We start from the raw sequence: 15,373 nt of genomic DNA, 5'->3' as shown, positions 1-15,373 counted from the left end.
TTGCTTGAGAAAGCTCCCGGCAACGGGGGCTTTTTTGTTATCGAGATACGTCTCGATCCCGCCTTTCCCTCAAAAACATGTACGTCACCCTCCAAAACCGACATTTTTCGGCATCTTTGAAGGCTGACGTACACGTTTGGATTGAGCTCACGGGAGTGGCACTATTCGGAAGGCGCCTCTTCGTCTCGCATGCCTTTCCAGTTGCGGATTAGCGCCTTGCGTAGTTCGTTTTGCTCTCGCTGGTAACCGGTGTCGGTACAGCGAGGCATGCCGAGCGCTTCGCGAATGTTGTTCATGGCGCGGTGAAAGGCGAGCTGGCTGCCGAACTGAGCCGAAGTGAGCGTAACGATTCGATATCCCATTTGGGAGAGAACGGCCTCTCGCTCCGCATCTGCTCCCTTGCGCTCGAGCTCATCGTGAAAACCGCCCTTATATTCGATACCGAGCTCCCTGCGCTTATAGGTCACGAGCGCATCGATTTTGAGTGTTCGAGCTTTGGCGCAATGCCAGAGACGTTGAGGGATCTCGAGCGGTTTGTTGAGTTCGATACCTCGGATGCCAACGCCGCCTTCGCTTGTTGGGAGCGAGAGGGCGATTGCCGAAGCGGTCTCCATAGGCGAGGCCGAGCAATCGTAGATGTGCCTGAGCGCGAGCCGTGCACGTGTGGCACCGGGTTTGCCGGGATGCCGATCGAGCAGTTCGATTATTTCATCCTTGGAGGTGGTGGCTGGTTGCTCGGTATAAGGGTCGGCGGGATTGAGCCTCATGCGATAATCGCCGCAAACTTCATAGCCATATTCGAGATATTCGATCCTATCCATCCACTCGGCAGCGAGCACGAAGGTGAAGGCTTCGTCGGTGATGAAGATTCCGGGCGTCAACTCGTTAATATGCTCGTAGGGAAGATTTTGTCCAAGAATGTGGCAGACGACGCCTTTGGTACGAATTCGCTCAAATTCGAATACGACCGCGATATCGATAGTCTTAAGCATATCGGACGGAATGCCGCAGTCGGTAAGGGCCTGTCGTATGCGCGCAACACGTTGCTGGGTGGAGATGCCTTGTGCGCCTATCTGGTAGTCGTGCCGCGCAAGAGACTGAACCAAATTCTGGGGTGCATGATGGACAAGCCATGCGGTTTTATGCGAAATGAGAACAGGGGTATCCATTGAGGGCCTCTCGCTCTGAGCCAGTATCCAACTCTTATGTCCGTTGAAGTGGGGAAATATACCGGATGTGAGTAAATCAACTCACTCATGCTGTGAGCTCAATCCAAACATGTACGTCATCCTCCAAAGATGTCGAAAAATGTCGTTTTTGGAGGGTGACGTACATGTTTTGGATCCCTGGCATTCCAGTAACGCCACGCCCGCATCCAGTCCCGACCGTTTACCGAGCAATAGGGTCGCCAGACCCGTCAACCATGTACTATGTACGGGCATTGTCTAAACTCGCAATCAGAAGGACCCCATCTTGCCCGTCGTCGCCGCTATGACCGTTACCTCACACGCCACGGATGCCATGGTCGCCATCCCGTTTTGGCTCGAAATGTTCGCCGTCGTCGCGGCTTCAATCTCGGGCGTGTTGGTCGCGCGCGAGCACAAGCTCGATCTGGTGGGCGCGGTCGCGCTTGCCGTGGTCTGTGGCTTGGGCGGCGGTCTTTTACGCGACATGACGCTGCAGGTGGGCAACGTCTACATCCTCAACCAGCCAATGGCGCTGCCGCTTTCCATTGCCACGGCAGCCATCATCTATATTTTCCCGGCAATCGTCGACAAGCCCGAAAAACTCATTCCCCTGCTCGACATCATCTCGGTCGGCATCTACGCCGCCACTGGAGCAGACAAGGCGCTGGTCTACGGCTTTGCACCGGCGGTGTGCATCATGATGGGCTTTTTCACCGCGGTGGGCGGCGGCATGTTGCGCGACGGCTTTATGGGCGTGGTTCCGGGCATTTTCCAACGTACTAACTTTTATGCCATCGCCGCCATCGCCGGATCGACAAGCTATGTGTGTCTCGTTATGAGCGGCATTATGAGCAATGTCGCCGCGCTGGTCGTATGCGTTGTCGTGACCATGGGTCTGCGCTGGCTCTCGCTGCGCTTTGACATCAAAAGCCCCACCGAAGAAGATATCGCGCGCTTCTTGCACCGTAAAAAGTAAACAGCACGGCACGACCCTTCGAAATGCAACCGAGAGGTTCTTTTAGAGCGCCCACGCGTTGGGTACCCTGTTAGGTGTATGTCGAGCATCTGACGAAGGATTCACTATGCCCTGTAATCAATTCCCGTCGACCCAGCGCCGTAAAGCGTGGGTCCGCATCACGATCCTATTCGCGCTCGTCGCCCTAGCGGTCACCGCACTTCCCACGGCGTCGTTCGCCGGCACAGACACCGCAGGCAACGTACTTGCGACCGACAATGACGCCAATTCGTCCGGCGTCGAAGGTGACCTGTACTGGGCAGGTCAGGCCCTCAACTTGGACGATGCGTCCATCGGCCGCGACATAATTGCAGCAGGCGAGAGCCTCTCCATCCGCGACTGCACGGTGGGCGGCGCCGTCCGCTTGGCGGCGCGCACCATCGACATTGCCAAGACTACGGTTGATGGCAGCGTGACCGTTGCCGGCCAGCATGTCGTGCTCAATTCCGACAGCACCACCAACTGTTTCTATGCGATAGGCGAGACGGTTGCCCTGCGCGGCTCTACCAAGTCGGCAGCGCTTGCGGGCGATACGGTGACTATCGATGGCACCGTCGAGGGCGATGTCGAGGTTTGGGCCGATAAGCTCATCCTGGGCAAGAACGCCCACATCACCGGCACCGTGAACGCGCACGTCTCCGAGGACCCCGAGCGCGCCGCGGGAGCCGTGGTCGGTGCGCTCAAGATCGACCGCACCGAGAACGAAGATACTTCCACCGTTAACGATGTCATCGGCGGTATCGTCGCCGCGGCGCTTTCCACCTGCTTTGTCGCCCTACTGCTCGAACTCGTCTTTCCGCGCGCAACCGCCAGCGCCGCCGGCATGCTCCACCAGCGCCCCATGCCCCTGTGGGTGAGCGGTCTTCTGGGCACGATTGCTATCGTCCCCGCCGTCCTACTGCTAATTATCTCTATCGCTGGTCTGTCGCTTGCCGGAGCCCTCATGTGCGGTGTTATTGGCATCGCGTTGGTGTCGAGCGCCTTTGCGGGGTGCGCGATCGCCCGCATGGTCGGACACAACCAGAACCGCTACGCCATGGCAGCCGCGGGCGGCGTGGCCGCGGGCGCGCTTACGGCAATCCCCCTCGTAGGCGATTTCATCAGCGGCGTGGCCTTTGTCTTCACGCTCGGCTATGTTATCCAGATCATCTGGCGCAACGCTCACCTCAAGTCGCAACAGCCGGCTAATACGCCGGAACTCCCCACCGCCTAGCCGCCAACCACCACAAAGGGGACAGGCACCTTTGTGGTGGTGCAAGCGAACCTGTCCCCCTTGCACCAAAAAGGGCGCCGACCATCGCGGTCGACGCCCTTTCTTATTGGCGGTTATAAGCCCCAGCGCTTATTTGTTGACCTGGCCGGCGCGGACGGCAGCCTTCTTGCGGTCGGTGGCATTGAGCAGACGCTTGCGCAGGCGAATATTCTTGGGAGTGATCTCCACCAGCTCGTCATCGGCGATGTACTCCAGCGCCTCCTCCAGCGAGAAGGTGCGGGGCGGCACCAGCTGCACGGAAATATCGGAGGTCGAGGAACGCTGGTTGCCCAGGTTCTTGGTACGGGCGATGTTGACGACCATGTCGCCGGCCTTGCTGCGCTCGCCCACGATCATGCCCTCGTAGCACTCGGTGCCCGGCTCAACAAACAGCTGGCCGCGCTCCTGCAGCGTGCCCAGGGCATAGGCAACGGCCTTCTCGGTGGTCATGGAGATCATGGCACCGTTCTGACGGTTGCCGATCTCGCCGGCGTAGGGACCGTACTCCAGGAAGGTGTGGTAGAACACGCCCTCGCCGTGGGTGACGTTCATGATGCGGTTCTTAAGGCCCATGATGCCACGCGTCGGGATCTTGAACTCAAGGTGCGTCACGATGCCCGAGGTATCCATGCTCGTCATGATGCCGCCGGAGGTGCCGAAGACCTCAACGACCTTGCCCGAGTACTCGTCCGGGCATTCGACGACGGCCTGCTCGACGGGCTCCAGCTTGTTGCCGTTCTCGTCCTTCTTAAACAGAACGCGGGGACGACCGACCTGGAACTCAAAGCCCTCGCGGCGCATGGACTCCATCAGAACGGACAGGTGCAGGATGCCGCGGCCCGAGACCTCGACGCCGCTCTTGTCCTCGAGCTCCTCGATCTTCATGGTCACGTTGTTCTCGGCCTCGTTGAACAGGCGCTCCTTAAGCTGACGGGCGCCCACGATGTCGCCGTCGCGACCGACGAGCGGGGAGGTCGAGGCCTCAAAGACGATAGACAGGGTCGGCGGGTCGATCTCGATGGGTTCGAGCTCGACGGGGTTCTCGGGATCGGTGTAGACATCGCCGATATCGGTGCGGTCGATGCCCACGACGGCGGCGATGTCGCCGGCGCCGACTTCCTGGCACTCGGTACGGCCCAGGTAGTCGAAGGTAAAGAGCTGCTTGACGGTAGCGGTGGCGCTGGAACCGTCGTTCTTAACGACCAGGATCTGGTCGCCCTGGTGGATGGTGCCAGAGTACACGCGACCGATACCGATACGGCCGACAAAGTTGGAGTGGTCGATGGTCACGCACTGCATGGCCAGCGGGGCGTTCTCGTCAACCTCGGGCGCGGGCATGTCGTCGATGATCATATCGAGCAGCGGATACATGTCCATGTTGCCGTCGTTGGGGTCAAGGCGGGCAAAGCCATTCATGGCGCTGGCGTAGACCACGTGCTCCATGGCAAACTCGAGCTGGTCGTCGGTGGCACCCAAGTCGGCCATGAGGTCCAGGCAGTCGTTGTAGGCCTTCTCGGGGTTGGCGCCCGGACGATCGATCTTGTTGATAACGATCATGATCTTAAGGCCGGTGTCGATAGCGTGACGCAGCACGAAGCGGGTCTGGGGCATGGGGCCCTCAAAAGCGTCGACCAGCAGCAGGGCGCCATCGGCCATACGCAGCACGCGCTCGACCTCGCCGCCAAAGTCGGCGTGGCCCGGGGTGTCGATGACGTTGATCTTGACATCCTTGTACTCGATAGAGATGTTCTTGGCGAGAATCGTAATGCCGCGCTCGCGCTCCTGGTCGTTAGAGTCCAGGACGCGGTCCTCGACCTGCTGGTTAGCACGGAAGGCGTCCGTGGCACGCAGGAGCTTGTCGACCATCGTCGTCTTGCCGTGGTCGACGTGGGCGATGATGGCGATGTTCCTCAGATTGTCTACGCGCATGTAGTTCCCCTATCTTCTATCTATATACAAACGGCACGCGTATGCGACCCGCCCAGCAACACAACGCTCAGCGGGAATATTGAGCCTTTTACCGAAAACTCGTTTATTTTAGCGATTTTAGATAAGAGGGGTTTCCTCACCTGCAGGTTCAGGGTCGCTCCACATAAAACCATCGCCGGCGCCCATGCCCTCATACAGCACATATGCCGAAAAACCGCTCTCGAGCGCCGTCTCAAAGAAACTCACGAGTAGAGCGTCGTGGTAGCCGCCGTCAATCTCGACACAACCGGTGTAGCCGATGGCATAGCGGGCGATGCGGCCCAGGCCCTCGTCCTTAAGACCCATCTTGTGCTCGGAGATAAAGTTGGTGGCCGCCTCGAGGCACGCCTCTTCGCCGTCCTCATCGAGCGCCGCCAGATATCGGTTGGAAGCAGCGTCCTCGATCGCCACAACTACGCCCGGATTCTCGCCGGCGGCAAGGTCGTCCAAGAACGCACCAATCAGGTCACACACCATGGCGTCGAGCTCGGCGGAGACGTTACCGGCGTCCTGCATATCCTGTGCCATCTTTAGACCTTCCCATCGAGTCCGGCGTCGTTACAGTTCTTGTGCCTCGGCAGCAATCTTGGCGGCAGCGTCGCGGGCGCGCATCATATCCATCGCGCGCTTGTCGAGTACCTTGATCTGGTTGGTCAGCATTACTGCATCGACCACACCCCAGATTACCAAGCCTGTTGAAATCGAAAACCCAAGCGCACCAACTGTACCACGAAGGCGCGAGCAGATTGCCGCGACAAGGGCGGAGACGACAACCATCTTGATAAACGAGCCGCGGCGCTCGCGAAGCGTGCGGGCCTGCGTCACATAGGCAATGCGAGCCGCCTCAGAAGCCTCCGAGCGCATCTGGGCCTCGCGCGCAATGGCCGCCGCTTCAGCCGATACGCGGGTACCCATCAGCGACCTCTCCGCTCGCGTGCCAGACATTTAGAAGTCATCGGGGGAGAGCGTATGGACGAACTCGTCGAACTTCTCGAACTCCTGCTCGTCGTCGACTTCCTCGGCGTGGGTGGAAACAGTGCCCAGGCGATTCATGATGTCGTCCTCCACAAACATGGGAGCATTGCTGCGCACGGCAAGGGCGATGGCATCGCTGGGGCGGGCATCGATCTTGCGCTCGTCACCATCGGCCAGTACGACAATCGTCGCGTAAAACACCGGCGGCTCGGCGCGAACGATCTCGATGCGCTCGAGTTTGGCGCCCAAGGCGTCAACGGTATCGAGCAACAGGTCATGGGTAATCGGGCGCTCGGCGCGACCGCTATCGATGCCGCGGCTGATGGCAGCAGCTTCAAACGAACCAGTCTGAATGGAAAGGGAACGCAGCGGCGCGGGCGAGTCCGATTTGCTGCAGCGCTCGCGAAGCACGATAAGCGATGGCACGGGACCGGCGGCCATGACGATGGTCTCTATGTCGACACGAACCATGGAACACCTCCGGTACGTAGCGGTTAACACGCGGCAGCCCGCCGCATTGAATAGCTATACTACCCAAACTTTCGCACAGCACACAAAATCAAAGTAGTCTTTTTGGGACGGGGCTCTTTTGACTACTCCAGCAGGTAAGAAAAAAGCCCCGAGGAAACCCTCGAGGCTCTTCACAGTTTTGATGGTGGACCTGACAAGATTCGAACTTGTGACCTCCCGGTTATCAGCCGGACGCTCTAACCAACTGAGCTACAGGTCCATCATGGTGGAGGTTAGGGGGATCGAACCCCTGACCTCAGGCTTGCAAAGCCCGCGCTCTCCCAGCTGAGCTAAACCCCCACGGAGACAGTAATAAACACCCCAGCGGCGACTCGGCTCTCGCTGGGGTGTTTATTGCGAAAGAAAGTGGTGGACCTGACAAGATTCGAACTTGTGACCTCCCGGTTATCAGCCGGACGCTCTAACCAACTGAGCTACAGGTCCATCGCGCAAGGGATATATTAGACGAGTCGTTACGCGCACGTCAACAACTTTTTTGAAAATCTTTGAGAGGGGTGGTCGCCGGGCTGACGAGATGGTTTTGGTTTGCTGCTCGGACAGTCCTGCGCAAGACGAAGGCCACATTAAGTGGCCTTCTTTGCGTGCGGAACTCGCGACAAACCAAAACCATCTCGTCAGCCCGGCGACCATGGGGTCCCAAGGTTTTCAAAAAAGCGGTCGGCGCGCAGGTGCGCCGACCGCCGATATATGGGGTCTGATATTTTCTACCAGCTAGGGCCTCTTACTCGTCTAGGAGATCCTCTGGCATGTCGTTGCCGTCGCCTAGGTCGACTGGGGCCTCTTCGGCGTCGGTTGCGGCCTCGGTGCCTTCGCCTTCGGGCTTTTCCTTGGCGGCCGTCATGCGGGCGACAGCGCATACGCGGTCGTTGTCGTCGACGGTCATCATCTTGACGCCCTGGGTAGCACGGCCAGTCTGGCTAATCTCATCGGTCTTGACGCGAATGACCGTCGCGCCCTCCGTCACGATGAACAACTCGTGCTGCGGGCCCACCGTCTTCATGGCCGCGAGGTTGCCCTTACGCTCGGTCATTTGGATGGTGTAGACGCCCTGGCCGCCGCGATTCTGCTCCGGGTAGTCCGCGACCGGCGTGCGCTTGCCGTAGCCGCGCTCGGTGATGACGAATAGATCGCCGTTGCCGTTAGTGACTTCCATGCCCAGAACGCTCACGCCGTCCTTCATACCGATACCGCGAACGCCGCTAGTATCGCGGCCGGTGGCGCGCACCTGCTCCTCGGAGAACATGATCGCCTTGCCCGCGGTGGTGGCCAGGATAATCTTGTCGCCCTCGCGCACGCGGCGCACGTTCAGCAGCGCGTCGTCGTCACGCAGGTTGATAGCGATCAGGCCGTCGCGGCGGCTGCGGTCATATGCGCTCATTACGGTCTTCTTGACCATGCCGCTCTTGGTGGCAAACATCAGGTACTCGTCGGCAGGGAACTCGCGGCAACTGATGACGCTCGCGATCTTCTCGCCCTCCTCGAAGGGCAGCAGGTTGACGATCGCGGTACCGCGCGCCTGGCGCGTACCCACCGGCAGCTCGTGCACCTTCAGGCGATAGACCTTACCCTTGTTCGAGAAGAACAGCACGTACTCGTGCGTGGACGCGATGAACATCTCGTCGATAACGTCGTCCTCTTTGAGGTTGACGCCCGACACGCCCTTGCCGCCGCGCTTCTGGGCGCGGTAGGCGGCCACCGGGATGCGCTTGACATAGCCGGTGTGGGTAATGGTCACGACCATGTCCTCGTCGGCAATGAGGTCCTCAACGTCCAGGTCCTTCTCGACATGGCTGATCTCGGTGCGGCGCTTATCGCCGAACTTCTTGGAGATCTCGCGCATCTCTTCCTTAATGACGCCCAGGATCTTCTCCTCGTGCGCCAGCAGGTCCTCGTAGTAGGCGATGGCGCGGCGCAAGCCGTCCAGCTCTTCCTGAATCTTGTCGCGCTCCAGGCCGGTCAGGCGGCGCAGCTTCATCTCGAGGATGGCCGTGGTCTGCTCGGGCGTAAAGCCAAAGCGCTCGATCAGGCGGCTGCTGGCCTCGGAATCAGTCTGCGAGGAGCGGATGATGCTGATGACCTCGTCGATATGGTCAAGGGCCATCAGGTAGCCCTCAAGGATATGCGCGCGGGCCTGGGCCTTCTTAAGGTCGAAGCGGGTGCGGCGGGTGACGACGTCGACCTGGTGGTCGATGTAGTGCTGCAGCATCTCGCGCAGGCTCAGGCATTTGGGAACGCCGTTGACAAGCGCCAGGTTGTTGGCGCCAAAGGTCGTCTGCAGCGAGGTGTACTTGTACAGGTTGTTGAGCACGACCTGCGGGATGACGCCCTTCTTGAGTTCGATGACCAGACGGATACCCTTCTGGTTGGACTCATCGCGCATGTCCGAGATGCCCTCGATGCGCTTGTCGTTGACGAGCTGGGCGATCTTCTCCTGCAGGGTGCCCTTGTTGACCATGTAGGGAATCTCGGTAAAGACCAGGCGGTTGCGGCCGGTCTTGGTGGATTCCACGTGGGCCTTGGCGCGCACGGTAATGGAGCCGCGGCCGGTCTCGTAGCTCTGCTTAATGCCGGCGCTGCCCATGATGATGGCGCCGGTGGGGAAGTCCGGACCGGGCATGATCTGCATGAGCTCGTCGACAGTGGCGTCGGGATTATCGATCAGGTAGCAGGTTGCCTCGATCGCCTCGGTGAGGTTATGCGGGGCGATATTGGTGGCCATGCCGACGGCGATGCCCTGGCTGCCGTTGACCAGCAGGTTGGGGAAGCGCGCAGGCAGCGCCTGAGGCTCGGCGAGCGATTCGTCGTAGTTGGGCTGCCAGTCGACGGTATCCTTCTGCAAGTCACGCAGCAGTTCCATGGCGGGCTTTGCCAGGCGGCTCTCGGTGTAACGCATGGCGGCGGCGCCGTCGCCGTCGATGTTACCGAAGTTGCCGTGACCGTCGATGAGCGGCGTGCGCATGGAGAACCACTGTGCCAGGCGGACCATGGCCTCGTAGACCGCGAAGTCACCGTGCGGGTGGTACTTACCGATAACTTCGCCGACCGTCCAAGCTGACTTCTTGTGCGGGCGGTTGGGGTAGATGCCGCTCTCGTTCATCGCGTACAGAATGCGGCGGTGCACCGGCTTTAAGCCATCGCGCACGTCCGGTAGGGCACGCGCCGTGATAACCGACATTGAATACTCGATGAACGATTGCTTCATCTCGCGACCGAACTCCGAAATCTGGAGCTGGCCGCCGTTGATATCCTCGCCGGCCGAGGCGCCGCGATCGACTTCGCCAAAGCTCTCCTCGAGCTCGGCGTCGTCTTCTTCCTCATCATCATCGGCATCGGGGTTATAGGCGTCCGGATCGCCGTCCTCGCCCTGCTCAGCACGGGCAAGCAGGCGCTTCAGATCATCGGGCATACCGGCATCGCCGGCCTCGTCCATACCCTCGTTATTGTTGATATCGTCTGCCACGTTACCTCCTCTTAAGCGTCAAGGAAACGCGCGTCATGCGCATGTTTTTCAATGTACTCGCGGCGATAGCCGACCTCGGAACCCATCAGCTCGCGCACGGCGCGGTCTGCCACCACGGCGTCCTCGATCGACACGCGCTGCAGGATGCGGGTCTTGGGGTCCATCGTCGTCGAGGCAAGCTGCTTGGGGTCCATCTCGCCCAGGCCCTTGTAGCGCTGGACGGTATAGCCCTTGCGCTTTTTGGTGATCTTGCCGTCCTTGGCCTTGCCGTCCTCGTCGTTATCGTCGGGGTTCAGGCCCAGGCTCTGGATGGTGTCGCGCAGGATCTCGTCTTCGGGCTGGCGGCCGTTGGGATACACGTAGTGGATCTTGTTGCGCACCTTAATGCCAAAGATGGGCGGGCAGGCAACATAGACGTAGCCGGCATCGATCAGCGGACGCATGTACTTGTAGAAGAACGTCAGCAGCAGGATGCGGATATGCGCGCCGTCGACGTCTGCATCGGTCATGATGATGATCTTGTGGTAGCGCGCCTTGGTGATATCGAAATCGCCGCCGTCGCCGGCACTCGTCGTGACGCCGCAACCGATCGCGGTAATCAGCGACTGGATGGTGTCACTCGAGAACGCGCGATGGTCACCAACGCGTTCGACGTTCAAAATCTTGCCGCGCAGGGGCAGAATCGCCTGGATGTCTCGGCGGCGGCCGTCCTTGGCCGAACCGCCTGCCGAGTCGCCCTCTACAATGAAGAGCTCGGTCAGCTCGGCATCGCGCACCGAGCAGTCGGCGAGCTTACCGGGCAGGGACGCCGTCTCGAGCAGGCTCTTGCGGCGGGTCGCCTCGCGCGCCTTGCGGGCGGCGTTGCGCGCCTTGCAGGCCTGTTGCGCCTTCTTGACGATCTCGCGAGCGGGCTTGGGATGCTCCTCCAAGTAATCGGCGAGACCGTCGGTCACGATCTTGAGCGTGAGCGCGCGCATATAGGAGCTACCGAGCTTGGCCTTGGTCTGGCCCTCAAACTGCGGGTCGGGCAGCTTGACCGAGATAACGGCCGAAAGGCCCTCGCGTACATCGTCGCCGGTCAGGTTGGCGTCTTTTTCCTTGAGCAGGTTCTGTTTGCGCGCGTAGTCGTTGATCACGCGGGTGAGCGCGGTGCGGAAGCCCTCAAGGTGCATGCCGCCCTCGGGAGTGTAGATGTCGTTGGCAAACGACATGACGTTCTCGCCGTAGCCGCTATTCCACTGCAGGGAAACCTCGACCTCGCCCATCTTGGCCACGGGAGCGTCCGGGTCCGATTTGCCCTCGATGTAGATGGGCTCCTTAAAGGCCTCGGGGACGTCCTTGCCCTCGTTGAGGAACTTGACGAAGTCGATGATGCCGCCCTCGTAGCAAAACTCCTCCACGTGGGGAGTCGCCTCGCGCTCGTCGGTCAGCACGATCTTGAGGTTCTTATTGAGGAACGCCGTCTCCTGCAGACGGTTGTGCAGCGTATCGAAATCGTAGATGCAGGTCTCGAAGATCTCGTCGTCGGGCCAGAAGGTGACGGTGGTACCCGTCGAATCCGAGGTGCCCACGACCTCCATCTTCTTGACGGTCTTGCCGCGCGAGAACTCCATCTCGTAGGTGTTGCCATCGCGACGAACCTGAACGACCACGCGCTTGGACAGTGCGTTGACGACGGAGATGCCTACGCCGTGCAGGCCGCCCGAGACCTTATAGGCCGAGTTATCGAACTTACCGCCGGCGTGCAAGATCGTCATAACGACCTCGAGCGTCGGGATCTTTTTAACAGGGTGCTCGTCGACGGGGATGCCGCGCCCGTTGTCGACGACCGTGATGGAGTTGTCGGCGTGGACCGTCACCTGGATCTCGGTGCAGAAACCGGCCATGGCCTCGTCGACGGAGTTGTCAACGATCTCCCACACCAGGTGATGCAGACCGCTGGCGCTCGTCGAGCCGATATACATGCCCGGGCGCTTACGAACGGCCTCGAGACCTTCGAGAATCTTAATCTCGCCGCCATCGTAATCGTTTTCGTTTGTCACACGTCCTCCTTCAGTCAAGAAAATGTGTACAGCCTTACTAGTTTATCGTAAAAAAATACCCTCGGGACCGAGGGTATTTGGCTCTACAAGGCCACCAGATGCGATTTAAGGCTCTTTTTTGCTTTGCACGCCCTTGGCCCACTCGGCACTGGCTCTCATGGCATTCTCGAGGGCCTCGCGCAGTTTTTGGTCTTCGATGGGCGCCACCTGGCGCTCGATCTCGGTGCACTCGGCCTCACTTAGGTCGGCGTGCGGGGCCGGCGGGCGCTCGGTCGTCGCCGGGCGCAGGCGCTCCTTGGCGGCGGGCGGCGTGTGACCGGGCGCGGTGGTTTTGAACACCAGGCCGTCCACATGCGCACCGGCGCGCTCCATGCGCGCGCGGATGATCTCGCGCAACAGCGTCATTTCCTGCGTCCACGAGGGCGAGTCGAGATACACCAGCAGCTCATTGGACTCGGGCAGGTAGCGCAGTCCCGTCACATGCCGCCCCTCGCGCGTGCCCGAGCACACCGCGTTCCATGCGCGATAGACCGTGCGCGACTCCTCGGCGGCCTCCATCTGCGCACGGCGCTCAGGTGTCGCGGCCGCCAGGATGCGCTGGCGCTCTGCGTTCAAAAACCCGCTGAAGGCGACTGTCTCGCTCTCGCGCTCGTAATTAGCACGTCTCACCCATGCTCACCACCTTGGCTCGATTAAGCAGGTCATCGGTAAAGTACCCCAGGTTGGTCGTGGTTATGACCGTCTGGATATCATCGCCGATCAGCCGCAGGAAAGCGCCGCGACGCTCGCCGTCGAGCTCGCTCATCACGTCGTCCAAAAGCAGCAGTGGGGCGGTGCCCAGGACATCGCGAGCCACGGCAACCTCGGCCACCTTCCAGGACAGCACCAGCGTGCGCTGCTGTCCTTGGCTGGCAAATGAACGGGCGGAGCGACCCGCCACGGTAAACTCAATCTCGTCGCGATGCGGTCCCACCAACGTCACGCCGCGGCGAATTTCCTCGTCGGCATGCTCGTCAAGGGCGGCCAGCATGCGCTCGTACGCCCAACCCTTCAGCTCTTCGCGATCCTCGACCTGGGGCAAAGCCCCCAGCGTGGACGCATAGGTCACGTTGGCGGCCTCACCTGACGCTACTTGCCCGTAGGCAGTGTGCACATGGCCCGCCAGCCGGTCGAGCAGGGCCAACCGGTGCACGAGCAGGGCCGAGCCCGCGCGGGCAATCGAATCGTTCCACGCGCCGAGCATCTCGCGGCAGCACCAGGTCTCCTTGAGCAAGGCGTTACGCTGGGTCACGCAGCGCCCATAGGTGCTCGCAAGATCGGCATAGCGTGCGCTCAGTTGCATGCCAAAGTCATCGAGGGCGGCGCGGCGCACACTGGCGCCACGCTTAACCATGTCCAGATGGTCGGGGCAAAACAGCACGCTCGGAAGAACCCCGCGCACACCGGCGGCAGAGCATCTCTTGCCGTTGCGGCTAAACGAGCGCTTACCGTCCTCCGCGCTCAATCCCATATCAAGCACGCGGCCGTCGCCCTCGAGCCTCAGCTCGATCTTGCACGAGCCCACGCCGTCATGGACGAGCTCGGCTGCGGTCGGATGCCTAAACGAGGCGCCGCTCGTCAGCAGCTGCAGCGCCTCTATGAGATTGGTCTTTCCCGCCGCGTTGGGTCCCGCAAGTATCGTCACGCCCTCGTCCAGGGCAAGGTGATAGCTATCGAAGCTGCGGTAGTGCGCGACGGAAAGATCGCGGGCGAACATGGTCATGGCGCAGCGCTAGATGCGGACCGGCATGACCAGGTACAGGTAGTTGATCTTGTCGTAGGACTTAAAGATGCCCGCCTGCGAGTAGCTCTTGAGCTCCAGCGTGATCTCCTTCTCCTTGGACAGGGCATTGAGGCAGCCGAAGATGTAGTGGTAGTTGAAGGCGATGGTACCCGACTCGCCCTCAGCCTCGACATCGATCGTCTCCTGCGCAAGGTCCTGGTCATTGGAAATGGAGGACAGGCCCATCTGCCCGTTCTCGACATCGATCTCGAACTTGACGGCGGGGTTGGCGCTCGCGATAACGGCCACGCGCTTGAGGGCGGCGTTAAAGGCGGCGACATCGATCTTGACGCTCGTCACGCACGAATCGGGGATGAGCTGCTTGTAGTTGGGGTACACGCCCTCGATGCGACGCGACACGTAGGTGGTGTTGCCGGCCTCGAAGACGACCTGGGTGTCGGTAGCCCCGATCATGATGGTCGCCTGGCTGGCCATGATGTTCAGCGCATCGTTAAAGGCGTCAGCCGGAACGTTGAGCTCAAAGGAGCCCTCGAGGGTCGAGGTCTCGACCTGCGTATCGCACACGGCCAAGCGGAAGGAATCGGTCGCCACCAGGCGTACGGTGTTGTTCTCGACCTTCATGTGCACGCCGCCCAGGATGGGGCGAGCCTTGTCGGTCGAGGTGACGCGCCACACGCGGCCGACCATTTCGGACAAGACATCGGTCGGCAGCTCCACGGCACTCTCGATGGCATAGGCCGGAAACTCGGGGAAGTCATTGGCATCGAGCGTGTTCAGCCTAAAAGAGCTCTTCTCGCAACCAATCAGCACCTGGCGCTCGGACAGCTCAAAGGTGACCGGGGCATCGGGGAGGGTCTTGGTGATATTGGAGAGCACCTTACAGGGGATAACCATCTCGCCCTCTTCTTCGACATGCGCCGCGATGCGATGACGGATCGAGATAGTGTAGTTAGAGGTCTGGAATTCCAAGATGCCGTCTTGGGCCTTAACGAGCACGCCCGACAGGATGGGAAGGGTGGATGCCGAAGCGACACCCTTCATAACGACGCCGATGGCTTGTGTAAGCGAGCTCTGGCTGACGGTGAACTTCATCTTTTAATACCTTTCTATAGATATAAATATCTTAATAATAGTAATAGCACTGACGAAACTGTTGATTA

At 60.4% G+C, this 15,373-nt stretch carries 12 protein-coding genes and 3 tRNA genes; 2 read left to right on the top strand and 13 right to left on the bottom strand.

Annotation, left to right across the window (positions count from 1 at the left end; translation table 11 throughout):
* Window positions 1–161: 161 nt before the first annotated feature.
* On the bottom strand, window positions 162–1,169 hold the full coding sequence (locus DW645_RS02155) for a hypothetical protein (RefSeq protein ID WP_118226037.1): 1,008 nt from the start codon (window positions 1,167–1,169) through the stop codon (window positions 162–164).
* A gap of 304 nt (window positions 1,170–1,473) precedes the next feature.
* Between DW645_RS02155 and DW645_RS02150 the strand changes: the two genes are divergently transcribed.
* Window positions 1,474–2,163 carry a trimeric intracellular cation channel family protein gene (locus tag DW645_RS02150; RefSeq protein ID WP_229057814.1) on the top strand — a complete coding sequence of 230 codons (690 nt, stop codon included), beginning with the start codon at window positions 1,474–1,476 and terminating at the stop codon, window positions 2,161–2,163.
* A gap of 106 nt (window positions 2,164–2,269) precedes the next feature.
* A complete protein-coding gene (locus DW645_RS02145; RefSeq protein WP_118226035.1) occupies window positions 2,270–3,415 on the top strand; it encodes a polymer-forming cytoskeletal protein in 1,146 nt (381 codons plus the stop codon).
* Window positions 3,416–3,544: 129 nt separating this feature from the next.
* Here DW645_RS02145 and typA read toward each other — a convergent pair whose 3' ends face one another.
* From typA to dnaN, 12 genes are all read right to left on the bottom strand, one after another.
* Window positions 3,545–5,383 (bottom strand): translational GTPase TypA, encoded by a 1,839-nt coding sequence (gene typA, locus DW645_RS02140; protein ID WP_118226034.1) that lies wholly within the window; start codon window positions 5,381–5,383, stop codon window positions 3,545–3,547.
* A gap of 117 nt (window positions 5,384–5,500) precedes the next feature.
* Window positions 5,501–5,950: a hypothetical protein gene (locus DW645_RS02135; RefSeq protein ID WP_055251344.1), complete on the bottom strand. Its 450-nt coding sequence runs from the start codon at window positions 5,948–5,950 to the stop codon at window positions 5,501–5,503.
* Between the two features lie 30 nt (window positions 5,951–5,980).
* Window positions 5,981–6,337, bottom strand: coding sequence for a hypothetical protein (locus DW645_RS02130; RefSeq protein WP_055251342.1), 357 nt, complete (start codon window positions 6,335–6,337; stop codon window positions 5,981–5,983).
* Window positions 6,338–6,367: 30 nt separating this feature from the next.
* On the bottom strand, window positions 6,368–6,868 hold the full coding sequence (locus DW645_RS02125; protein WP_117877308.1) for a bifunctional nuclease family protein: 501 nt from the start codon (window positions 6,866–6,868) through the stop codon (window positions 6,368–6,370).
* A gap of 182 nt (window positions 6,869–7,050) precedes the next feature.
* A tRNA-Ile gene (locus DW645_RS02120) sits at window positions 7,051–7,127 on the bottom strand.
* Window positions 7,128–7,131: 4 nt separating this feature from the next.
* Window positions 7,132–7,207 (bottom strand) — tRNA-Ala (locus tag DW645_RS02115).
* 67 nt (window positions 7,208–7,274) lie between these two features.
* A tRNA-Ile gene (locus tag DW645_RS02110) sits at window positions 7,275–7,351 on the bottom strand.
* A gap of 298 nt (window positions 7,352–7,649) precedes the next feature.
* Window positions 7,650–10,358 (bottom strand): DNA gyrase subunit A, encoded by a 2,709-nt coding sequence (gyrA, locus tag DW645_RS02105; protein WP_118226060.1) that lies wholly within the window; start codon window positions 10,356–10,358, stop codon window positions 7,650–7,652.
* Window positions 10,359–10,399: 41 nt separating this feature from the next.
* The gene (gene gyrB / locus DW645_RS02100) at window positions 10,400–12,430 is read right to left on the bottom strand and encodes a DNA topoisomerase (ATP-hydrolyzing) subunit B (RefSeq protein WP_117757978.1); all 2,031 of its coding nucleotides are present in this window, start codon (window positions 12,428–12,430) and stop codon (window positions 10,400–10,402) included.
* 105 nt (window positions 12,431–12,535) lie between these two features.
* Window positions 12,536–13,099, bottom strand: coding sequence for a DciA family protein (locus DW645_RS02095; protein WP_117757977.1), 564 nt, complete (start codon window positions 13,097–13,099; stop codon window positions 12,536–12,538).
* Entirely contained in the window at window positions 13,086–14,192 is a 1,107-nt protein-coding gene (locus DW645_RS02090; RefSeq protein ID WP_117757976.1) for a DNA replication/repair protein RecF, read from the bottom strand. The genes DW645_RS02095 and DW645_RS02090 overlap by 14 nt, the downstream gene beginning before the upstream one ends.
* 9 nt (window positions 14,193–14,201) lie before the next feature.
* A complete protein-coding gene (gene dnaN, locus DW645_RS02085) occupies window positions 14,202–15,305 on the bottom strand; it encodes a DNA polymerase III subunit beta (protein ID WP_117584030.1) in 1,104 nt (367 codons plus the stop codon).
* Window positions 15,306–15,373 lie beyond the last annotated feature (68 nt).

Source organism: Collinsella sp. AM23-17, from assembly GCF_003470945.1.
Classification (GTDB): domain Bacteria; phylum Actinomycetota; class Coriobacteriia; order Coriobacteriales; family Coriobacteriaceae; genus Collinsella; species Collinsella aerofaciens_O.
Note: the sequence above shows the minus strand (reverse complement) of the source record. Positions and strands in the feature narration are given on the sequence as shown.

What these genes read in the sequence shown, in the direction of transcription:
- DW645_RS02155 (WP_118226037.1), bottom strand. Translation starts at nt 1,169, where the DNA reads ATGGATACCCCTGTTCTCATTTCGCATAAAACCGCATGGCTTGTCCAT.
- DW645_RS02145 (WP_118226035.1), top strand. Translation starts at nt 2,270, where the DNA reads ATGCCCTGTAATCAATTCCCGTCGACCCAGCGCCGTAAAGCGTGGGTC.
- typA (WP_118226034.1), bottom strand. Translation starts at nt 5,383, where the DNA reads ATGCGCGTAGACAATCTGAGGAACATCGCCATCATCGCCCACGTCGAC.
- DW645_RS02135 (WP_055251344.1), bottom strand. Translation starts at nt 5,950, where the DNA reads ATGGCACAGGATATGCAGGACGCCGGTAACGTCTCCGCCGAGCTCGAC.
- DW645_RS02130 (WP_055251342.1), bottom strand. Translation starts at nt 6,337, where the DNA reads ATGGGTACCCGCGTATCGGCTGAAGCGGCGGCCATTGCGCGCGAGGCC.
- DW645_RS02125 (WP_117877308.1), bottom strand. Translation starts at nt 6,868, where the DNA reads ATGGTTCGTGTCGACATAGAGACCATCGTCATGGCCGCCGGTCCCGTG.
- gyrA (WP_118226060.1), bottom strand. Translation starts at nt 10,358, where the DNA reads ATGGACGAGGCCGGCGATGCCGGTATGCCCGATGATCTGAAGCGCCTG.
- DW645_RS02090 (WP_117757976.1), bottom strand. Translation starts at nt 14,192, where the DNA reads ATGACCATGTTCGCCCGCGATCTTTCCGTCGCGCACTACCGCAGCTTC.
- dnaN (WP_117584030.1), bottom strand. Translation starts at nt 15,305, where the DNA reads ATGAAGTTCACCGTCAGCCAGAGCTCGCTTACACAAGCCATCGGCGTC.